Annotated in this window: 21 protein-coding genes; 10 read left to right on the top strand and 11 right to left on the bottom strand. The window is 32.0% G+C overall.

Annotation, left to right across the window (positions count from 1 at the left end; all coding sequences use genetic code 11):
- Positions 1–93 precede the first annotated feature (93 nt).
- From Q0910_RS15035 to Q0910_RS15025, 3 genes are all read left to right on the top strand, one after another.
- Positions 94–2,730 carry a TonB-dependent receptor gene (locus Q0910_RS15035; RefSeq protein WP_299218196.1) on the top strand — a complete coding sequence of 879 codons (2,637 nt, stop codon included), beginning with the start codon at positions 94–96 and terminating at the stop codon, positions 2,728–2,730.
- A 4-nt stretch (positions 2,731–2,734) separates the two neighbouring features.
- The gene (locus Q0910_RS15030; protein ID WP_299218194.1) at positions 2,735–3,538 is read left to right on the top strand and encodes a DUF4249 family protein; all 804 of its coding nucleotides are present in this window, start codon (positions 2,735–2,737) and stop codon (positions 3,536–3,538) included.
- A gap of 152 nt (positions 3,539–3,690) precedes the next feature.
- The gene (locus tag Q0910_RS15025) at positions 3,691–4,560 is read left to right on the top strand and encodes a hypothetical protein (RefSeq protein ID WP_299218192.1); all 870 of its coding nucleotides are present in this window, start codon (positions 3,691–3,693) and stop codon (positions 4,558–4,560) included.
- Between the two features lie 287 nt (positions 4,561–4,847).
- Here the strand turns inward: Q0910_RS15025 and Q0910_RS15020 are convergent, their stop codons facing one another.
- From Q0910_RS15020 to Q0910_RS14995, 6 genes are all read right to left on the bottom strand, one after another.
- A complete protein-coding gene (locus Q0910_RS15020; protein ID WP_299218189.1) occupies positions 4,848–5,996 on the bottom strand; it encodes an NAD-dependent epimerase/dehydratase family protein in 1,149 nt (382 codons plus the stop codon).
- Positions 5,997–6,269: 273 nt separating this feature from the next.
- The gene (locus Q0910_RS15015) at positions 6,270–7,340 is read right to left on the bottom strand and encodes an AraC family transcriptional regulator (RefSeq protein ID WP_299218186.1); all 1,071 of its coding nucleotides are present in this window, start codon (positions 7,338–7,340) and stop codon (positions 6,270–6,272) included.
- A gap of 399 nt (positions 7,341–7,739) precedes the next feature.
- On the bottom strand, positions 7,740–8,465 hold the full coding sequence (locus Q0910_RS15010) for a hypothetical protein (protein WP_299218183.1): 726 nt from the start codon (positions 8,463–8,465) through the stop codon (positions 7,740–7,742).
- 531 nt (positions 8,466–8,996) lie between these two features.
- The gene (locus tag Q0910_RS15005) at positions 8,997–9,953 is read right to left on the bottom strand and encodes a prolyl oligopeptidase family serine peptidase (RefSeq protein ID WP_299218179.1); all 957 of its coding nucleotides are present in this window, start codon (positions 9,951–9,953) and stop codon (positions 8,997–8,999) included.
- 29 nt (positions 9,954–9,982) lie between these two features.
- The gene (gene folE / locus Q0910_RS15000; RefSeq protein WP_299218175.1) at positions 9,983–10,660 is read right to left on the bottom strand and encodes a GTP cyclohydrolase I FolE; all 678 of its coding nucleotides are present in this window, start codon (positions 10,658–10,660) and stop codon (positions 9,983–9,985) included.
- Between the two features lie 6 nt (positions 10,661–10,666).
- Positions 10,667–11,071, bottom strand: coding sequence for a MerC domain-containing protein (locus Q0910_RS14995; protein WP_299218172.1), 405 nt, complete (start codon positions 11,069–11,071; stop codon positions 10,667–10,669).
- Positions 11,072–11,174: 103 nt separating this feature from the next.
- Between Q0910_RS14995 and Q0910_RS14990 the strand changes: the two genes are divergently transcribed.
- The 5 genes from Q0910_RS14990 (at position 11,175) to Q0910_RS14970 (ending at position 15,207) form a co-directional block, all read left to right on the top strand.
- On the top strand, positions 11,175–11,807 hold the full coding sequence (locus tag Q0910_RS14990) for an ABC transporter ATP-binding protein (RefSeq protein WP_299218168.1): 633 nt from the start codon (positions 11,175–11,177) through the stop codon (positions 11,805–11,807).
- 83 nt (positions 11,808–11,890) lie between these two features.
- On the top strand, positions 11,891–13,006 hold the full coding sequence (locus Q0910_RS14985) for an FtsX-like permease family protein (protein ID WP_299218165.1): 1,116 nt from the start codon (positions 11,891–11,893) through the stop codon (positions 13,004–13,006).
- Positions 12,999–13,442: a hypothetical protein gene (locus Q0910_RS14980; protein WP_299218162.1), complete on the top strand. Its 444-nt coding sequence runs from the start codon at positions 12,999–13,001 to the stop codon at positions 13,440–13,442. Before Q0910_RS14985 ends, Q0910_RS14980 begins: the two co-directional genes overlap by 8 nt.
- 74 nt (positions 13,443–13,516) lie before the next feature.
- On the top strand, positions 13,517–14,281 hold the full coding sequence (locus tag Q0910_RS14975) for a 5'-nucleotidase C-terminal domain-containing protein (RefSeq protein WP_299218159.1): 765 nt from the start codon (positions 13,517–13,519) through the stop codon (positions 14,279–14,281).
- Positions 14,282–14,292: 11 nt separating this feature from the next.
- Positions 14,293–15,207 carry a metallophosphatase gene (locus Q0910_RS14970; RefSeq protein ID WP_299218155.1) on the top strand — a complete coding sequence of 305 codons (915 nt, stop codon included), beginning with the start codon at positions 14,293–14,295 and terminating at the stop codon, positions 15,205–15,207.
- A 363-nt stretch (positions 15,208–15,570) separates the two neighbouring features.
- Here the strand turns inward: Q0910_RS14970 and Q0910_RS14965 are convergent, their stop codons facing one another.
- From Q0910_RS14965 to Q0910_RS14950, 4 genes are all read right to left on the bottom strand, one after another.
- Positions 15,571–16,782 (bottom strand): GTP-binding protein, encoded by a 1,212-nt coding sequence (locus Q0910_RS14965; protein WP_299218153.1) that lies wholly within the window; start codon positions 16,780–16,782, stop codon positions 15,571–15,573.
- A 27-nt stretch (positions 16,783–16,809) separates the two neighbouring features.
- On the bottom strand, positions 16,810–17,637 hold the full coding sequence (locus Q0910_RS14960; RefSeq protein ID WP_299218152.1) for a hypothetical protein: 828 nt from the start codon (positions 17,635–17,637) through the stop codon (positions 16,810–16,812).
- A 33-nt stretch (positions 17,638–17,670) separates the two neighbouring features.
- Positions 17,671–18,624, bottom strand: a complete 954-nt coding sequence (locus Q0910_RS14955) for a DUF5829 family protein (protein ID WP_299218150.1) — start codon at positions 18,622–18,624, stop codon at positions 17,671–17,673.
- 120 nt (positions 18,625–18,744) lie between these two features.
- Positions 18,745–19,281 carry a hypothetical protein gene (locus tag Q0910_RS14950; protein ID WP_299218148.1) on the bottom strand — a complete coding sequence of 179 codons (537 nt, stop codon included), beginning with the start codon at positions 19,279–19,281 and terminating at the stop codon, positions 18,745–18,747.
- A 460-nt stretch (positions 19,282–19,741) separates the two neighbouring features.
- Here Q0910_RS14950 and Q0910_RS14945 point away from each other — a divergent pair, with 460 nt between their 5' ends.
- Positions 19,742–21,010, top strand: a complete 1,269-nt coding sequence (locus Q0910_RS14945) for a S8 family serine peptidase (RefSeq protein ID WP_299218145.1) — start codon at positions 19,742–19,744, stop codon at positions 21,008–21,010.
- Positions 21,011–21,250: 240 nt separating this feature from the next.
- On the opposite strand, the gene Q0910_RS14940 is transcribed toward Q0910_RS14945, so the two are convergent.
- Complete coding sequence (locus Q0910_RS14940; RefSeq protein ID WP_299218143.1) at positions 21,251–21,634, bottom strand: transcriptional repressor; 384 nt, start codon at positions 21,632–21,634, stop codon at positions 21,251–21,253.
- Positions 21,635–21,893: 259 nt separating this feature from the next.
- On the opposite strand from Q0910_RS14940, the gene Q0910_RS14935 reads away from it, so the two are divergent.
- Positions 21,894–22,400 carry a hypothetical protein gene (locus Q0910_RS14935; RefSeq protein ID WP_299218141.1) on the top strand — a complete coding sequence of 169 codons (507 nt, stop codon included), beginning with the start codon at positions 21,894–21,896 and terminating at the stop codon, positions 22,398–22,400.
- Positions 22,401–22,622 lie beyond the last annotated feature (222 nt).

Here is a 22,622-nt window from a genome sequence, read left to right as displayed (position 1 = left end):
CAGTATTAATTAACAATACTCAAATGTATGAAAATAAACCTTTTTCAGGGCATGCTATTGCCAAAAAGCAGGTATAGAAAAACCATTTTTTTAATGAAATTATCTTTCTTTTTTTATCTAATTTTTTGTTTTCAACTGCTGGCATTTAATGGATTCTCTCAAAACAGCGTTACGCTAACGGAAGAAAATAGTTCATTAAAATCAATTATAAATAAAATTGAAGAACAGACATCTTACACGTTTATCTTTAGTAATGATGTGATCGACGTAGACCAAAATTTTAGTATAACAATTATAGAAAAGAATGTAGCAGAAGCCCTTGAGTTACTCTTCAAGGATGATACAATTTTTTACAAAATCAAAAAAAACCATATTATTCTTTCTAAAGTTGAAAGGCAAGATGACGATTTTACGATTAGCGGGATTGTTACCGACGCAAGTACTGGTGAAACACTTTTGGGCGCCAGTATTATTATAAAAAACAGCAACAGTGGAGTATTTACCAATGAATATGGTTTTTATTCCATAACATTGCCCAAAGGAGATTATATTTTGGAGATTTCGTATTTGGGCTATGTAACCAAAACGCTAGATATTCAATTAGAAGCGGATAGAAATATAAAGATAGAACTTCAACCATCTTCAAGTAAACTAGATGAAATTATAATAGCATCTAATAATAATAAAAGTCAGGTAGATCCCATTCTTGGTGGAACCACTAGCTTGACCACTTCGGAAATTAAAAAACTACCATCTCTTTTAGGGGAACCGGATATTACCCGTGCGGTTTTAACGCAAACAGGGATTAGTAGTATTGGCGAAGGAACTAGCGGTTTTAATGTAAGAGGTGGAAATGTAGATCAAAATTTAATTCTATTAGACGAAGCTCCCTTGTACAACACCTCCCATTTATTTGGATTGTTTTCTATTTTTAATGCAGATGCAATTAAAATATTAAAATTATATAAAGGTGAAATTCCTTCACGTTTTGGAGGTAGAGCATCATCAGTACTAGAAATTAGACAAAAAAATGGTAACTCAAAGAGAATTAAAGGAGAAGGTGGATTGGGATTATTGTTTTCTAAATTTACTATAGAAGGTCCTATTAAAAAGGATAAAGTAAGCTTCTTAGCTTCTGGTCGGAGATCTTATTTTGATGTGTTTTTTCCGTTATTTAAAGGTAATGAGGCTGTTGATAAATTTCATTTTTATGATTTAAACACAAAACTTACCTGGAATATCAATAAAAATAATAGGCTGTATGCTTCAGGTATTTTTGCTGCGGATGTCTTAAAATTTAATCAAGAAGAAGAAAATGGCGAAGGAGGATTTGATTCTGATTTAGATCTTGGATGGATAAATACTACTGCTACCTTACGATGGAATCATACTTTTTCTAATAGATTGTTTTCTAATATAACAGGTATCTATAGTAAATACGATTTCTCATTAGGGCAGAGAGAAGATCTTCGAGAAGAAGAAATTGAAGAAGATATTGAAGAGACCGTCGAAAGATCAATTGAGAATTGGATTTTTAAGCCTGATTTCACTTATTATTCAAGTCCTAGTACCTTAATGCGATTTGGTCTCTATGGTAATTTATATCAATTCATTCCTAAAATTACCAGTACAACAGGTAACGAAATTTTAGACAAAGAAAAAGCATTAGAACTAGCTGCTTATTACAGTATCGAAAAACAATGGAATAAACTATCATTATCAACAGGTTTACGATATTCATGGTTTGCTAATTTTGGAGAAGAAAACATTGCTATCTATGACCCTAATCTTCCGCAAACACAAAACTCAATTATTGGGAATAGGAGTATAAAAAATAACGAGATATCGAAAACTTATTCTGGATTAGAACCTCGCATATCTTTAAAATATAATCTTAATGATAGAAAAGCCTTTAAAATAGGATATAACAGAATGTTTCAATACATACATTCCATTAATAGACAGACTATAACATTACCAAACGATACTTGGAAACCTTCTGGCGAACATATTGCTCCGTTAAAAGTAAATCAATTTTCTGCTGGATACGCCTATGACACCAAAGATCAAAGTTATAATTTTTCGGTAGAGGGATACTACAAAACATTTGATGATCTAATAGTCTATAAAAATGGAGCTAGATTAGGAGTTTTTGACAACTTAGAAACCGAATTAGTTGCTGCCGATGGTTTTTCTTATGGATTAGAACTAGCCGCTCATAAAAACAAGGGAAAATTAACCGGAAATGTAAACTATACCTATTCTGTATCAAAACGAAAAACGAAAAGTAATTTCTCTTCAGAGCAAATTAATAACAATACGTACTTTCCTTCGAATTTTGATCGACCCCATATATTCAATATAACAGCGAATTATAAATTATCTAAAAAGTGGGAAGTAGGAGCATTTTTTACCTTTCAAACAGGAAGACCCATCACCCAGCCTAATGGTAGATTGACTTTAGACGGAGATTCGTTTATCACCTATTCTGATAGAAATGCGTTTAGAATTCCGAATACGCATAGAGCAGACATCTCGTTTACTTACACACCTACTGACAATCCCAAAACTAACTGGAAAGGAAGCTGGAATTTTGGTGTATATAATGTATATGGGCGTAAAAATGCATTTTCTGTTAATTCTGTTTTTGATGATAATCAATTAGAAACGTCTCAAATTTCTTTTATCGCTGCACCAATTCCATTCATATCCTACAATTTTAAATTTTAGAACCATGAAAAAGCTACCTATATACATAACATTTATTTCATTATTCACATTCATGAGTTGTGTTGAAGATATTAGTCAGGATTTTGAATTTAAAGAGCAGGTATTTATTTCTGGGCTATTGACCAGCGAGGAGGGTTTTGTTTCTATTCAGGTTCAAAAGACCGTTCCAGTGACTGATACGTCTTTTAGCGCTATAAATGACGCGCAAATATCCTTATTTACTAGAGATGTATCCAATAACACCTCGTTAGTTTCTGATTCGTTTACGGTAAATAATGGCATCTATACTACTTCAGAGATGATTACTCCCATTATAGGCAACACTTATTGGATAGAAGTACTATTACAAGATCAAACTGTACTTATATCAGAAAAGGAAATTTTAAGACCACCAATTCCTATTACGGATATGATAAAAACCGAGGATAGTATTCGAATTACTTTCAATGGTCCAATCGATGTACAAAATTTCTATTTAATTCATTTAGAAATTCTTAAAGATGGGGTGATAATTTCTGATGAATTGATCGTATCCAATGACAGAATTATCAATGAAGAGGAAGAAAAAATTCTTTCTATTACTGGTATGAATGAAGGCGAAACGTTAAACGTAGACATCAGTAATATTAACTTTACTACGTTTCAGTTTTATAGTAATGTCATTAGTAACCAAGGAAATGAACCAGAAGTATCCTCTTTATTTTTACCTGTCAATCTTGTTGGCAATATTACCAACACTGCAACCGATGAATTAGTTCTAGGCAATTTTGGTGTAGCAGGATTAACTCCGATTACTATAGATTTCTAACCAATTACCAAATATTTTTTATAGATATATCAGGACATCAAACTATCCTGATACTATCCTTTGATTTTAATCAATTACTACATTTTTAGGAGGTTACCTTAATGGAGGTGTACCCTATCAAATTATTACAAACAATCTAAATTTAAATTATTATGAAGCATTATCGCATGTACACAACAGTCCTTATTTTATCATTATTTTTCATCAGCTGCGACTCTGATGATCCTATCGTTATTGATGAACCTCTTGAAATATCACAAGAAATTAAGGATTTAATTTATTTTAAAGGAGATGAAGATGCTCCTACTGTTCTGGTCAATGTCCAAAGTGGTCCTGACACTGAACTTAGTACGGGCGAAGTTGATGAGGTTTTCCAAAATTTTGACACTACAGACCTTTTAGCTGTAAATGTGCACCAAGCACAAACATTAAATTCAGACCAATTCGAAAGTAATAACATAACATTTGATCAAGCTATTAATCTTGATGTAGAAAGCATAGAAATTTTATACAAAGTTGTCAAATATTTTAAAGATCAAGGAAGAACAGTTTATGTTTTAGGAATTTCATTTGGAGCTTTCGTAACACAAGATCTTATCGCAAAAAAAGGGATAGACGTAGCAGACAACTATTTGATTATAGCAGGTAGGTTAGATATGGATGCAATTGTATGGGAAGCTTTTTCTGAAGGAAGGGCTGGGTATTTCGAAAACGGAATTAATCCAATTCTGGATCAAGAACCAGAAACGGATGTTATCGATAGAAACTTAAACCGATTAGCTGCCGGATTTGCAATGAATAGATATACCGAACTTCTTACTTCTTTTGATGACTTATCTAGCATTACCTATGTATACGGAGAAACAGATCAGGCAGTCGGTAGACTTACATCTGCAGAAATTGAATTTTTACAGTCTAAAAATACAAATATAATTACTGGTTCCGGAGATCATGATGAAACGATTAATGACTTCATTGCACAAGGTTTTGAAGAGGCATTTGGAATACAATTACAAAACTGATAGTACTATTGGAATAAACAAGGATCAAATCATTTAAAAGCTAAAGATTTTATAGTTTCATTTATAATAAACTCCTATAAACATTGACTTTAGCAAAACAAAAAAGAGGTTATCTGAAAAACTAAATATATAAAAGACTGAGCGTAGTCGAAGTCTGTTAATCCATTGGAAAACAGATTACATTTTGACTTCGCTCAATGTACGGACACGTATTTTTAATCCCTTTCTGACAACCTCTTTTTTGAATAACAATTTAATCCGCAATATAGCTAAACACCATTAAAATATCACTTTTGTCTGGCAATCCATTTATCAATGATAGATTTCTCCTTATCCATAGAATAATACTTAATTTTATTACCATCTATAACTTCCCCAAATCTAACATCATCGTTTGGATATCTACTTTTGTATCCATTTAATTGATCAGTTATCATATCTACCATAGGTCTGTTAACTAGACCAGCTCCTATAGCTTTTTGAACATTAAAATAATACGATCCTGCCGGTTTAGGTTTCCACAAAGGGACTATTTTATAAGGTAATAATTCATTTTCTATTAAGAAATCTCCATCAATCCAATGTAATTTTTTTGGCATATCTGTAGCTAAAATAAGACTTGACACAAAATCTTTAAACGGTGTTGAATGATAGGCTACATTATACTCGCCATAAGTTTTAGTTCTAGAACAGTGCAAAATGAAGTTTGACAGACTTTGAACATCTGTTACCTGAATATGATGATCCTGCACATTTGGTAAAAGTATCTCTCCTCCTCTATAAAACCTTACAGGCCAAAAAGGTTCAGAATTGGGGTCAAGTGGTCTGGTTGTCCTAAAATCTTTCATTCCATGAGATCTATATATGGTATAGTTATTCACTCTTTCGCGTATAGCTTCCTCAGAAAACGTTTTTCTTATGGCATATCTAAAATCTTCACCTATCGTTTTAGGAAATTTAGGGAGCGGATTTAGAGGTTCTGTTTCCTCAATAAATTTCTTGTCCCATGTATCATACACAGAAACGGTTGATATGTAATGATAATGACCAATACGTCCTTTAAATTCATCCAGAAAATCGGCAACTGCTTTTGGAGATTTCTGCCATGTATCTACCACGATATCCCAATGGGTTTCTCTGTACTTTTTATCAATACTCTTGAGACCTTTCTTATCTTCTTTTTCTCTATCACATATAATAATTGGTAGATTATTAAAAAGTGTCGGATTGGTTTTCCCTCTATTTAATAAAGTTACGTTATAACCAGCCTTTAAAAAAACCTGCACTATGCTAGGACCTATAAAGCCTCTTCCACCTAGTATGAGTACATTTTTATTTATACTACTAATTGTTTTGCCCGCCAAGACCTCTATTGGATTAACCAAGGTTAATGCAGAAGCTGACGCAAATGTTTTAATAAATTCTCTTTTATTCATTTACTTATAATATTGAAGGGGTTTATTTTAATGAGTTCTTAAATTCTATAATCATTATTAACTTCTCTTTTTACATTATGTAATTAAGAATAAACAATACTATCGCGTATACGTTTATCTATCCGATATTTTTGAATCCCTTAGATATTTCTTAGGTAAATATTTAGACATAATTTTCAAAAAAAGAAAATATCGAGTTTCTATTAACAGTAATATTATTTATTGCTGTCAAACAAATATTGAAGTTTTAAATGATGTATTAGAAGGTATTAATTAATTCGTACTCATTTCTTTCTTATACTGCCCAGGTGTTTTTCCTGTTTGTTTTTTGAAATGATAAAAAAACACTGACTTAGAGTTAAATCCACAATCATAACCTAAACCTTCCATGGTCAAATAAGAGCTTTCTCCTTCTCTAATTTTATGAGCGGCATATTCAATTCTTTTAGTGTTTACCAAATCATAAAAAGTAGTTTTCATTTCAGCATTTATTACCTGAGATAAGTGATGCTTACGAATGTCTATTGATCTGGATAGCTTTGTCAAAGAAAAATCAGAATTTAAATATGATTTGTTTTCTTTAAAGTATTGATTGATTAGGCGGCGAATGTTATTAATTTCATTCGTCTTTAATGGACTGTGTTTATATTTTCCTTTATTTGAACTTAGATGTTCAGATACTTCTTCCGGTTTATAAATAGTTCCATACTTCAACCCATAAAAACCAATTATCATTACTAAAACAGTATAACGAAGTACATCTATAAACTCAAAATATGATACACCTACATTCAGTTCTGTGACAAGTCGTATCATACTAACTCCCATGCTGATTAAGAAGATAATAGCAGCGGTTTTAATCCAGAAATATTCTAAAACTGAGCTGTTAGAAGTCTTGGATTTTAAAAATCTAATTTTACTCTTGAAATGATACAATATAAAAGAAGGATAAAAAATTAATGAAATTAATTTCACAATAAGAAGTATCACTTCCCAATTAGGTTCGTGAATATCTTCTACATAAAAACATCCTATAAAAAAGAATAAAAATGGAACGAAATGTAAAAGACTCTTTTTCGTAAAATGCCCTCCAAGAATTGAATTTGAATAGAATAAAAAAAGTGGACCATGCAAGAAACTAATGGTCATTATTAAAATATCTATAACGGTAACTTCATAAAACCCAATACTTAGTTTTAATGATAAATGAATTGAGAATACAAGAAACCATATCATCAATATCCAATCTGATTTGTTTCTCTCTTTTTTTATAAAAATTAATAGGGCAAATAATATACTCTGAATTGCACCAATTCCCGAAACTATAGCAACTGAAGTGGCCATTTAATGAATTTTTTGAAGGGTGTACACGTATTGCTAAAGTAGCAATAATTTAACTTTTTTCAATTGGGAGTCGAATAAATGAGTTGTTGCAAAAGAATTGGTAGCATACTAAATCAAAAGATGAAAGAATTTCTGGAGTTAGTCTTTGTAGCCTTTCTAATGGGTAACTTTCTTCTTAATTTCTACACTAATCTTTATGGGGTTAAATGTAAATGAAATCATACTTAGATTAATGGGGCTAATACCAATAATAGAGGTACTGGATAGTAATTAATTTTAGTGTAAAAGTATCATATCATTCCATAAAACCTATTACATAAGCTGTTTGGTGATAGCAAATAAGCATATCTAATTAACTTTACTTTGGGTATAGCCCGAAAACTACTAAAGTTTTTGATTCTATACGAAATCTTTTAAAATATCTTTTAGAACCAATCTATCCTTTTCCGTATTTCTAAACAATTTGTTTGCATCATTACACTCAAACAAGGCGTAGTTAATCTCAATTAAGCGTAGTTTTTTAGTAAGAATGGCTTTCCTTTTTAACTGGTTATAATATTTTATTTGGGCCTTACGTGCTTTTTCTTTCTCATCCAACTCATCAGTATCCTCATTTTTTCTAAAAAACTCAAGAACTAATTTTAAGTCTTCATAATAGGCGTCTAAAGGGAGTTTTGTTCTTCCTTTTCCTCTTTTGTGGAGATTTCCTACTAAGGTATCAAAAGTATGTTTTCTTGACGCTTTTTGTTGTAACAACTCATCACATAGATTTACTAAATAATACTCATCGCTATTTTGAATAGCGTGTAGATTTTGTTCTTTTTTAGTGACTGGACTTATTAATTCTTTTGGTTCATACTTCTTACCAGCTCTTATCAAATACCAATAGATGGTATCGGATCTTCTTTCTGCATGTACAGATGGGATTTTAGCAAGCTCTGATTTCAGATCTAATTTTCGCAATACTTTACGAATTGGTAACCCCTTTTTATTGTCTTTATTAAAAACTTCCGCTTCAATTAATGCAGGCATAATTTCTTTTACAGGAATCCAGTCTACAGATGGGTTTGTATTAAAATAATGAGTTATTACTTCATTAATCTTTACTATATTTTCTTCACTCATAACATTTAATCTTACCAATTAATTTGGAATTATATAAAAAACCTTATTGTTATTAAGGTATAATTTTTCAAAAGTAATGTATTATCGAATACTTCTATTATATCTCTTCGATAGAAAAAGAATTAAAGAGGGTTCTTTGGATATTTCTAAAAAAGCGAGATTGACAACTATTGAATTTTTAGCAAACATTATTTTCAGCCTAAAAGCTGTTTAAAAGTATGATTCTTGCCCTTATAACGATGTACTTTTTCTGAATAATGAAAGAGTTTCAATAATATTTTATATAGCTTGTCATTAAGTGCTTTAAAAGTGTTGTTTTTCGAATTCCCGAAAAACCAATCAACAATCGTAATGATAGCTTACATATTTTTATAAAAACAGGTAAATGCTCTGTAGTATGTTTAAGAATAATAAAGAAGAAAACTAACAATCTCTATTTGGGTAAACCCAAGCTACGCGAGCCACATTTGAAAAATTATGGAAGTGTTTTTATTGTTAAGTTAATTACTAATTTCCCTAAATATAAATCGATTACCTTCCATGTAATTCCATATTTGGCAAATCATTAAGGTCTCTTACATAAAAATCGAAAAACCTTTTGGTTTGAGCAAAAAACTCTTTTCGGAATTCTCTTATTCCGTGATCTGCCCCTTCGAATAAAATATAACGTACAGGATGTTTATATTCATATAACTTGTTTACTAACTCTAGTGACTCTGAAGCTTGAACACGCCAATCAGAACTACCATGCATTATTAAAAGAGGAGTAGTTTTGCACATTTTATCTGCCCAAAATACTGCTGATCGAGCTGTAAGCTCTTTCTCTTTATTCTTACGATAATTTGGAATGAATTTCTCGTATACATGTTTTTCAAATTCCGGTCGATTTTCAAGTGCTTTAAAAGCATTGGCAGCTCCAGCCAGCACAACAGCAGCTTTGAATTGACACGTCTCTTTGAGCGCAAGATATGTCATCATACCCCCTCTACTTGCTCCTTCTATACCTATTCTTGAAGTATCTGCATTATCAATTTCATCTAAAGTAGGTACGAGATTTAAAACATCATTTAAGTCTTTTCCTCCTACTTCCTCTTTTCCTTCGCTACCACTATTTCCTCTATATTGACTAGCCACTACAACGTATCCCCAGCTAGCAAGTTTTCCTAAAAAAAAGCCTACCCCAGTTTCATTCCATTGTCCAAATTCGCCAGTTCCTCCACGATTAGAAATAATACAAGGAAAACTACCTTCCTGAATCGGTTTAGCTATAAAACCTTTAATCTTAAGAGAATCGGATAGATAAGTGATTCTAAAAAACTCAATTTCTTTAAGAGCCTTAATCATTGTTGAATCAGCCTTATGAATTTTGGCAATGGTTGAATCGCTTAAAATTAACCTTTCTTTTTCTATAATTCTCCCATTCTGAGAATAGGAAAGAAAACAATTTAAAAAAGTTAAAAGTAGAAGTATTGTTAGCTTGGATCTCATTATTTTGTTTGCTTAATGATTTACAATAATCAAGATACATCAAAAGGTTTATTTACAATCTCTAAGAACTCTTTTCTAGTATCGGATTCAACGAACTTTCCTCTATATTCTATTGTGGTAGTAAAACTGCTTTTATCTTTAATTCCTCTTGAAGAAACACAAAGGTGTTTAGCCTGTATTATCACAATAACATCTTCAGTTCCTAAGGTTTGCTGCAAGTCTTTTAGAATCTGTAAACAAAGTCTCTCTTGTACCTGAGGACGATGTGCATAATAATCTACTAATCTATTAATTTTAGATAATCCAATTACTTTTCCTTTAGGAATATACCCTACATGTGCAGTACCTACAATTGGTAGGAAATGATGTTCACAAGAAGAATCAATATTGATGTTTTGCTCTACTAACATCTTCTTGTATTGATATTTATTCTCAAAAATGGAAGTTTTTGGACGGTTTTTAGGATTTAAACCATAAAAGAGTTCCTTTACATACATCTTAGCCACTCTATATGGAGTTCCAGAAAGACTATCATCCGTTAAATCTAACCCTAGCTCCTTCATAATTTCCGAAAAATGATGTTCTATATTTTTAATCTTATCATCGTCAGATGTATCAAAAGCATCTGCTCGTAAAGGCGTTTCTGTTGAACTGGAAATATGTGCATCTCCAATGGATTCTATTTCTATTTCATTTCTAGTGCTCATGATAAATTAATTTGTGCAGCATTCTTTATTGTTACATCTACAATACTTTTGATTGTAAAAATGTAGGCTAGCTAAAACAATAGCAATAACGTAGATAAACTCTTCGGCTAGTGATAATAAATCAAGCTTTTCATTAAGTACAATTGCGAATAGAAGGGACCAGCATATCCAAAAAACATACTTTAGTTTTTGATTAGAAGTGGTCTGTGTTGTTCTATATACAGCTATAAAAGATAGTCCTAAAAAAATAAAATCTAAAGATTTCCACCAAAATGGATGTGTTCCTTCAGAAATTATCAATCCTGTATGAGCTAAAAATAAAAAAGGAGTCGCTAAGCAGTGTACTAAACATAAAGTACTAGCTATGATACCTAATGTATCGGAGTTACTGCGTATGTGTAAAATGTTCAAAATAAAAGTGTATATATTTTAATGAGGGCAAAGATAGTATATATTTTACAAATGCAACTTTGTTGCGTTAATAAAATTATTTATTTTTGACCAAAATGATTTTATGATCCGAACAACCTCGTTAAGGTTTACATATCAGAATACAAAAACTAATACTTTTTATTTTCCTGACATAGATTTGTCATTTGAACAAAATGCGTTAATTCTAGGTCCTTCAGGTGTTGGCAAAACCACTTTATTGCATCTTATGGCGGGTCTCTTAATTCCTAAAAAAGGAAATGTGTTTATTGGTAATACTTGTGTACACCAACTCACAAGAAATCAACTAAATAATTTTAGAGGAAAACATATTGGAATAATTTTTCAAAGAACATATTTTATTAAGTCTTTAACCTTATTAGAAAACCTGAGGATACGAGAGAAACTATCCAAAAAGACAACTGATCCAAACAGAAGAAGACAATTACTTGAACAATTAGAGTTAACCGAAGTTAGGAATAAGAAAGTTCATGAATTAAGCGAAGGCCAGCGGCAACGACTTTCGATTGCTCTTGGGGTTATCCACAAACCAAAGGTCATATTGGCAGATGAACCTACCTCTAACTTAGATGATAAGAATTGCGAAAAGGTCATTTCCTTATTGAAAAAAGAGGCGCAAATTTGTAAAAGTAATTTGGTCATTATAACACATGATCAAAGAGTTAAATTACATTTCAACAAACATATAATTCTATAAAATTGTTATACCTAGCTTTCAAAAATCTAATTTCTAAGCCTTTGAATACGTTGCTTAGTATTTTGCTTTTAACGTTAAGCATTTTGTTAGCTACTTTTGTTTTACAAATAAGCAAACAACTTAACCACCATTTAGAGAAGAATAGCAAACCATTTGATATGGTAATTGGTGCAAAAGGGAGTCCGCTGCAGTTGGTGTTATCCGCTATCCTACATATAGACAATCCAACGGGTAATATATCTCTAGATGAAGCTTTAAGAATAAGTAAAAATCCTATGATAAAAGAAGCTATACTAGTTTCTTACGGTGATAATTATAGGGGTTACAGGATTCTGGGAACTTCAGATGAATATGTACGTAAATATGGCGCAACCTTAAAAGAGGGAAAATTAAACACTAAAAACTTTGAAGCAGTATTTGGTGCTGAAGTAGCCAAAAAGCTAAATCTTAACATTGGAAGTTCTTTTGTTAGTTCGCATGGGTTAATACAAAACGAAATAGAGGCTCACGATGAAAAACCTTTTGTAATGACCGGTATCTTAGCGCCTACTGGAACAGTGGTAGATCAGCTTATTATCACAAATCTTGAAAGTATTTGGAAAGTTCATGAACATGAGAATGAACATATAGAATATAAAAAACACAAGGAAGAACATAAAGAAATTACAGCGTTACTGCTGAATTTCAGGAATCCTATTGGGGCATTGCAACTTTCTAGATCCATAAATAAAGATAGCTCCTTACAAGCAGCACTCCCAAAATTCGAAATTGATCGATTATTGAAATTTTTAGGTATTGGTTTTCAGGCAATAAATGGCATCGCTATGGCAATACTACTAGTGGCTGGTTTAAGTATTTTTATTAGTCTTATAAAAACTGTAAGAGAAAGAAAACATGAACTAGCCTTATTAAGAACATATGGAGCTACTAACTTTCAATTATTAAAACTAGTTTTTCTCGAAGCACTTTTTTTATCCTTAATTGGATTTGTCTTAGGATGGTTTTGGGGAAGAGTAAGCATTCTTTTGTTTTCTAATTTAGCCTCGGATACATATAAGTATCATTTGGAGATCAGTTCGCCTAATATGCAGGAGTTTCTCATATTAATAATAGTGATTTTCATGACAATACTTGCTGTGATTTTTGCTTCTTATTCTTTATTTAAATTAAATATTTCTAAAATTTTAGCCGATGCGTAGAATATTTTTAGTATTCATTATTACGATATGGTCGCAATCTGATCTTTTTTCTCAGAAACAAGTGACCTGGAATGATCTAACAGATGTTACTTTCCAAAATTTTTATAGTGCAGCATATGGAGAGTATTTTTTAAAACCAACTTTTGGATCCCACGTAAAATCCTACGAAGGATCCAAAATTATTATTAAAGGGTACTTTTTAGATTTTTCTATTCAGGAAGATGAGTTTTATTTGATTTCTAAAAACCCTAGGTCTTCCTGTTTTTTTTGTGGTGGAGCGGGCCCAGAAAGTGTTGTTGAAGTTGTTTTTAAACAAAAACCAAAGTTTAAAACTGATCAGATTGTAGAGATTAAAGGTGTTCTAGAACTTAATGTTGAAGATGTGGATCACTGTAATTATATTCTGAAAGAAGCTACCGGTAGATTGGTTCAGTAAAATATATTAAATTGGTTGCTAACTTATCGAGATAGAATTATTAAAGTTTATACATAACAAATCATAATCAGCTAATGAAAAATATAATTTGCAAAAGTATCTTTTTACTTACATTTATAATAGTTCTCTCCTCTTGTCAAAAAAAGGAACATATTGTAAAAGTGCAAGGTGTAAGAATTGAAATCAACGATACTACTCCTGACAACCCGGATATAGAGGCTTTTATAAAACCATACAGAGTACATGTAAATAAGACTTTAGATAGTGCTTTGGCGTATGCACCAGAGACATATTCCAAAAAAGATGGAATCTTGAATACAGCTATAGGTAATTTAATGGCAGATATTGTTTTAGAACAAGCCAATCCTTTTTTTATATCAAAGACTAAAGATACAATTGATATGGTACTATTAAACCATGGTGGAATACGAGCACCAATCCCAAAAGGTACTATTACTTCACGTACAGCATATCAGGTAATGCCATTTGAAAACAGTATTATAGTCGCCGAAATGAAAGGTATCCATATCAGAAAACTGATTGCCTATTTACAAAAATCTCGAAAAGCACATCCCATTTCAGGATTAAAATTAACTGTTGATAAAGATTTTAATATTGTGAGTACATTGATCAATAATTCAGAAATTATGGATGAAGAGATTTATTTCGTTGCAACTAATGATTATTTATATAATGGAGGTGATGAAATGTATTTTTTTGAGCAGGCTGAGAAGGCGCATAAGTTAAATTATAAAATACGAAATGCAATGATCGACTATTTTAAAAAGGTAGATACAATTGCGCCGAAGATTGATGATAGATTTTTACAAGTTAATTAAAAAGTATAGAAATGAAACGAAGAGAATTTGTAAAACATACAGCTTTAACTGCAGGTTTGGTGACTATTGGAGGAGTTAGTTTATCATCTTTTTCTGCTAACCAAGCAAAAAAAATAACAATTTTACATACAAATGACGTGCATAGTCATATAGACCCATTTGGTCCTGAAGAAGGCAGGAATTCCAATAAGGGAGGTGTTGCAAGAAGAGCTACCATTATTGAAAATATCAGAAAAGAGAACCCAAATACCCTGCTGTTAGACGCAGGCGATATTTTTCAAGGAACTCCTTATTTTAATTTTTATGGAGGTGAACTAGAATTCAAGTTAATGAGTATGCTTAAATATGATGTCGCGACTATAGGTAATCATGATTTTGATAATGGGATTGAAGGGTTGCACGCTCAGATGCCTTACGCTGGTTTTAAATTTGTTTCTGCTAACTATGATTTTTCTAATACGGTAATGGATACGTTTGTAAAGCCTTATGAAATTTTGGTAAAAGACGGTATTAGGATTGGAGTATTTGGTTTAGGAATCGCATTAGAAGGACTCGTTATGCGGGATTTATATAAGGAAACTAAATATCTTGATCCTATAGAGATTGCACAGGATATGAGTGCTAAATTAAAAAATGAAGAAAAGTGTGATTTAGTAATATGTTTATCACATTTAGGATATGATTACAAAAATGAACCAAATAAAGTAGGTGATCTGAATCTTGCCAAAGCTACAGAAAACATTGATCTTATCATTGGGGGACATACACATACCTTTCTTAAAGAACCAACAGTAGTAAAAAACAGGAAGGATAAAGATGTACTTGTAAATCAGGTTGGTTGTTATGGTTTATATTTAGGAAGAATAGATTTCTATTTTGATAGCGATAAAAGTAAGGTTTCTAAAGGAAGTACGATTGCAGTATAGATGAACTTCATTTACTACTAATAGTTTTTGAAATAATGTTTTTATCATTCCAAAGAAAACAGGCCCGGTGAGATTATATACAAACCGGACTGTTCCTTTCGAATCATTTAATTTTTTATCTGTTCTATTTAAAGTGAGTTCGACATAAGAAAATTAACGTCAGTCAGTGATCTGCCTCAGGCGAATCGTATCGAAGACAAGTAAATTTTCAATCAAAAGCCTAATTTCGATACTCCGCCTAGGGCGGACGGACAAGCTAATTTTTCTTCTGTCACCTCGAGCGGAGTCGAGAGGTCACTATGAAAAACCACTCAATTTGACGGCTTTTTTTAGAACTAAATTCTTACATCAAGTTCATGTTATTTATGATTCTTGATAATTAGGAATCGGCCAATCATCGTTTGCAGTAAACGCTCCATTTTTCCATTGATCAATTTCTAATTCTGTGAGTAAACAATCATCTAACTGCTTAGTTACTAGATTTACATCGATGTTTTGACCAATAAATACCAATTCAATTTTACGGTCACCAAAAGAAACATCCCACTCTGCTTCAATCATCTTTTGATTATCTATAAATGAGGTGTAACTGATTCTTTCACTAAAATGCATTGAAGCCCACCAAACTCCGGCAGGGTCAGTTTTGAGCGACCCACCTGCGGAACCCCAAATAAGAGCTTGATCGGGTCGAGAGGCAAGCCAAAACAATCCTTTACTACGAATAATATTTGACGAAAAGTGATGGGTAGCAAAATCCAAAAATCGTTGTGGGTGAAAGGGTTTACGTTTTCTATAAACAAAAGAACCAATTCCATATTCTTCGGTTTCGGGGACGTGTTCATTTTCAAGCTCTCTAATCCATCCTGCTGATGTTTCTGCTTCCTCAAAATCAAATAAACCTGTATCAATGACTTCTTTCAGAGAAACTTGTGAATTTTGAGTAGGGATAACACGAGCATTTGGGTTTAATTTATGGATGATATCATATAAATTTCTTAATTCTGATTCTGTTATCAAATCAACCTTATTCAACAAAATTACATTTGCAAACTCCACTTGGTCCGTAAGTAGATTTACAATGGTGCGGTCATCATCTTCAATATTGGTGAGGTTTCTATCTGTCAAATATTGTGGACTGGAAAAATCCTTTAGAAAATTATAACCATCTACAACGGTAACCATAGTATCTACATAACTAAACCGGCTTAAATCCAGTTGTCCATCTTCACTAGCGAAACTAAAAGTTTGTGCTACGGGAATAGGTTCAGAAATACCAGTACTTTCTATAATTAAATAATCAAACCGTTGTTCTTTGGCTAGCTTTTCTACCTCTATCATAAGGTCTTCTCTTAAGGTACAGCAGATACATCCATTGGACATTTCCACAAGTTTTTCTTCTGTTCTAGAGAGTGTGTTTTCGCTTTCAACAAGTTGTGCATCAATATTGATTTCACTCATGTCATTGACAATAACAGCAACTTTTAATCCTTCTTTGTTATGTAAAATATGATTTAAAAGCGTTGTTTTCCCTGCACCAAGAAAGCCACTCAATACAGTTACAGGTAGTTTTTTCATTGATTTGATTTTTTTTAGTTTAAAGTTCTATTCTTTTAATGTTACGGTTCGAGTTACTTTGTTAAATGGCCCTGGAATTAAATTACCAGATGCATCAATTAACTCTAATTGAATAGTAATCTCTCCCATAGGAAGTCCTTTGATAACGTGAGGAACCCATTCAGTGATTGTGAATTCTTTATCATTAATTTTAGCTCGAACTTTATTTCCATCTTTGGAAAGTTTTGTGTTTAGAACAAAAAAATCTAGTAATATTTCCTCTGTGTCTTTTCCAGAATATTCACCTTTAGGTCTGCTATAAATTAATGTTGGTGCTTCCATATCAAGGCTTAATTTATCCTCAGGTTTTTCTCCAACTATTAGTTTACGAACAACTACAGAATTTTCATTCTTTACTGATTCGTGGAATGAACGGCTTAAAAAAGCAACCAGATGATGAATTCCATCAGGAATTTCTTTTTTGAAACTTGGTTCATAATGTGCGGAGTATGGCTGATTATTCAGGATAAAATGAATATGTTGTCCTTTACCAGAATTCGCTAGTTTTTGTGCATTTGAGCCTTTAGTTTGAGCTCCTAATTCATAATTTTCTACGTTAAAAGAAAAATCCATTCCTCCAGATTTTTTAGCAACTATTTCATCAGGAGTACCTAAAATAAGTGCAGCATTGGCATAAGTAGGGGAACCTTCTAATTTCTCTAATATAATTTTGGGTTGCACTACTTCTACTTCTTCAGTAATTTCGGCTTCTAGCTCGTCGATAGTTTCTTCAGCTTTTTTTTCTTGCTTACAGGAGGTAATTGCAAGTAGTAATAAGAATATTGTAATAATTTGATAGTGAGTTTTTTTGTTCATTTTGTTTAATTTTAAATAGTATTAAATGCTTTTTTAAAGGTTATTTCTATGAAGTGCATCAAAATTCCATATAGATTCATTTCCTTGATTGGTTATGGTAATATTCCCTAATTGGGTAGTACTGTTGTCTTTATTATTTAATCGACAAATTATTTTTGTAATTTGACTGTACCCAACTTGGTTAGAAGGTGCTATGTTAATTGTAATGTCACCACTAGCTATGGAAAGGGTATTTCCATTTTTGCTTAAAAGTTTACAGCCTAAATGCCTTAGTTCTTGGGTTACACGACGGTAATCATCTGGGATACAACTTAGGTGAATTTCTTTAATTCCGTTAAAAAGTTTTTGATCAGTATAAGTCGATTCAAGAAATGTTTCGCGCGAGTATGTGGTATGGCTCTTTCCGTTAAGGTTGTCTAAAAAAGCTGGATTGTAAAAACCATACCAAGTATGTAAAGATGTACCAGGGCTAGGCGTATAAAAAGCCTTAAACCAAGTCTGATTATGATTTCCTAACGACATCTCTACAGTTTCGGTAGCATAAAGAAATGAATCTTTGGTCGCTTTTAATTTAGGTTTAACACCTAGATGAAAATGCTCGTCGTTATTTTTTAAAGAGAAACCAATTCCGCTTTTTCCTACAGGTTCATTATAGCGGTTTTTTGGACTTAAAATTTCGATATAATGCTGATGCCCTCTTAAATAACAAGTAGATGCTTTATAATGTACAGGAGCAAAGTCTGGTAACCCTAGGTCTATAGAAGCATATTTGTTTTTCCAATTGTTGTTTTTTATCAATTTTTCATAAGTAATACTATCGACAACTACGTATAAATGATCTAATAGTAACTTAGATACATCCTTATTGAAAGTTGCATCAATTTTTCTTCGATCAATGATAACCTCGGAATCTTCTTTTTTTTCTCGCTTATTACAAGAACTAAAAAAAATCGAAAAGATTAAATAAACCTTTATTAGTTTATACATATTTAAAAGTATTTTTCATCTTTCTTATGACAAGAATTAGTTTATTACTGTACATCCTTAAATAGCATTTGATAAAATCGGATATCATTTGTTTAGGATAATAGATAATAATAGCAGTATCTAGTTAGGAGATAATTTACCATATAGCAGCACTTTTTTTTCGATTATTCTTGGGGGATAAAAAATTTGATTATTGGGATGATATACAAAGCTTTGTGTAATAATCACATTATGTTTTAGGGCTTTTCCAAGTATAGAAGTTTCTAGTATATGCTTCTGTTGTCTTTGCAAATGGCGAGATGCAAAAAGCATTATTCTTAAAATCGGATGACTTTGGTTTAGGAAATAATCTGGCAATGTCCTATCCATTTGTAGTAATGTTTCACTAACATTAAAAAAAGGTTCAATTTCTGGTTCAAGTACTTCTCGATAGAAAATATTCGTGTATTTTGTTATAAAAATAATTTGAGTAATTTTTTGATTCTCTATTAAGGTAATAAGACTTTGCTGTGTATCAATATCCCACCTAAAATTAGCCCCAAGGGCCGTATAGAAAAATGCTTTACCACTGCAAGTTTGTCTTAAAACACTTTCTATATTGTCCGTTGGGCAAATCATAAACAAACAATTGCCGGATTCTGGAGTATTAAAAATCATACACTTTATGCTATTTTAAAATTTGGCAGCCTCAATGGAATAAGTTTTTAAATCATAACAAATATAGCATTATTTATCAAATGCAACAATGTTGCTTTAAGTGAGATATTGTAAAGTCTAATGTTAGATAAATTACTTATGTAGATAAAGTTGATTGCGCTTAATACATCTCAGCTAACTACACAAAGTGCTAATTAATAGTTAATTAATGTTAAAATGTGTTAACAAATTAATTGTTCGATTATGGAAATTTCCTACAAATTTGTATTGAAAGATTTTTCTGGTTAAATACTTAGTAATACGCCGTTTTTACTAAAGCAACAAAATTGCAATAATGTTTTTTAATATAGTGCAAATTCCTTCTTAATTTTTGTTTGTCAGCAACTTAGCTTATGGTTTTGCCATAATGATTTTTTCATTTGAATTTATACATTTGGTCTCTAACACAAATAAACTCAATATGAAAAATTTAGGTAAACTAGCTGTAGGCACACTACTTTCAGCTTTAGTAATGACTTCTTGTCAAAATGAAAAGCTCTCTGATGGAGCAGTAGAAACCATTATAGAGCCCACCAGTACAGAAGGGAAAATAATTCCTGGTGAGTACATTGTAGTATTTAAAGATTCTAAAATTGAACCGGCATCCAAAGTTTTAGAAAAACAATCTTTTACGAATAGAGAAGAAAAAGCAAAATCAGTTCGAGACATTTCTGAGGTATCGATTAAAAGAATGAATACTATTTTATCAGAAAATGATTTGGATCAGTCTAAAATACTCAATTATTATACTACTAAAATTTCTGGGGTGGCTATTAAACTTGGAGATAATGAATTCCAAAAATTATCTAAAGACCCTAATATAGCCGCAATCGAGTATAATCGGGTTGTGGAATTGCCAAAATTCGAAGTAGAAGAGGTTATTACCGGAGAAGTATCACAAAAAATGGCTCAACAAACTCCTTGTGGTATCACAAGAGCTGGAGGAGCTGCTAATGGTGCAGGTAAAGACGAGTGGATTTGGGTAATTGATAGCGGTATCGATTTAGATCATCCAGATCTAAATGTAGTTACCAACACTACTTATGCAAGATCTTTTGTAGGAGGATCTGCTAATGATTGTAACGGACACGGAACTCACGTAGCCGGAACAGCTGGGGCAATTAATAATGGTATCGGTGTCGTAGGGGTTTCTGCAGGTGCAAGTGTAGTACCTGTAAGAGTTTTTGGATGTAATGGTAGTAGTAGTACTGCCACGATATTATCAGGAATAAATCACGTTGGTACATATGATTTAGCTGGAGATGTAGCTAATTTAAGTTTAGGAGGATTTTTTGGATCTGGGTGTGCAAGTAATTCTTCTTACAGAAGTGCATTACTGGCTTTAGCAAACGCAGGAACTAGAGTTGCAATTGCAGCAGGAAATAGCAGTGCTAACTCGGCGAATTATCAACCAGCTTGTGTGAATGGAACTAATATTTATACGGTGGCTTCCATGACTTGTAGTCAAGGGTTTTCATCTTTCTCAAATTATAATATGAATCCTGTCGATGTAATCGCTACAGGTAGTAGTGTAAGAAGTACATATTTGAATGGAGGTTATGCTACATTAAGCGGAACTTCAATGGCATCACCTCACGTAGCAGGAATTATGCACGCCAGAGGAAATGGACCTAGAACATCTGGTACTGTAAGTAACAGAGGAGAAAACTATCCTATAGCTGTAAGATAAAAGACATAGTCTTTGTTTTTAAGTTGGGACGTGTAGTTACGAAACCATCAGCTGGAGAGCGGGTGGTTTCATTTTATTAGTGAAACTCTATTTTGAAAATTTGCATAGCAATGCATTCAAAATAGAGTTGAACTAATCCCGCTTTTTCAGCGGGATCTCAGGTCTAATACCTCGAAGCTTGCTTCAGAACTTTAACAACTATTTTCCATTGAATACCTCGTATGCTTGCATCGAGGTAGTTTATTTACACTTATTACAGATACCGATGACCAAGAACTGAGTCTCTTGAATGGTAAAACCTTCTAAATTTGGGATATGTAGTGTATTGGGTTGACAAGTTACCTCTTTACATATTTGACATTCAAAATGTATGTGATTATGAATTTTATGAGAGGTTCCACAGCCATCACATAGTGCATAATATGCTTTTCCATTTTTGCCAGTTATAAAATGAACTTCTCCTTTCTCCGCAAAACGATCTAAAATCCTATATATAGTTGTTTTGTTTACCTTTACAGGCATCGCCTCCATAATATCCTCTGCGGCTAAAGTATGTTCCGCTTTGGATAAAATATCCTTTACCAGGTTTTGTTTTTCAGTATTTCTTGATTTTTTGATTTCCATGGTACAGTATTCAAACCCCTTTACTTTATCTAAAGTAGTAATTTTTTAGTCATTAGAGATTTTTTTCTATAAAATTGAAAAAAGTTAAGCTTTAATACTTTGTCTTTTAAGGAATTTGTTTTTTAATAAAGTGGTAATCTTTATTAATTCGATTGTTAAAGAGGCGGAGTTTTTTTAATTTTAAAAAGGAATATTGAAATAATTTCGTGAAAAAACAGTTTTACATGTGATTTAAATCGTAAACCAATTAACCAAAATCATGAAAACATTTAGTAAATTAACAGTAATTGCAACAGTTCTTTTATTTGTATCCTGTAAACAAAATCCTGCTGAAGCTCCGGAACATAAAGCGATGGTAACTGAACATTCTGAAATGGAAGAATCTCATAGTAAAATGGAAGCAGAACACGGTTCTATGAGAGATGATCATCAACAAATGGAAGCTGCTCACAAAACTATTGAAAATGATTCTATTCACCTATTAACAGAAAAGAACCATAAAACCTTATTAGCCAAACATGATCAGCTTATTGCAGCACATAAGGCATTAATAGAAAAACATGCTGAATTAGAAACAAAACATACTTCTGGTGAGATTACACTAGAACAAATGACAACGGAACACGAGTCTATGAAAGCTGAACATGAAAATATGGAGAAAGAGCATAAAAGTATAACAGCTGAGCATAAACGAATTACAGAAGAAGATCAAAAAATGATGAAAGAAGATCAGGAGAAAGCAACAAAAGAAAATTCTGAACAGTAAACCTTTAATCATACCAGAAAAAATCCTTGAAATAATATTTCAAGGATTTTTTTATGTATTGGTCTTAACCTTACACTACATCGTACTCTAGAAAAGATAGTGTTGTTAAAAAACAAGAAAAAATTGTCAGACTTAAGTAAAAAAAGGATCATTCTCAAAAGTTGTGTGTGAATTGGAAATAGAATAAGATCTTTGCAAAAAAAAGCAACGATTGGATCCATA

The sequence above is a fragment of the uncultured Aquimarina sp. genome (assembly GCF_947495315.1).
Classification (GTDB): Bacteria; Bacteroidota; Bacteroidia; order Flavobacteriales; family Flavobacteriaceae; genus Aquimarina.
The sequence above is the reverse complement of the archived record's forward strand: the minus strand, read 5'-3'. Positions and strand labels throughout refer to the sequence as shown.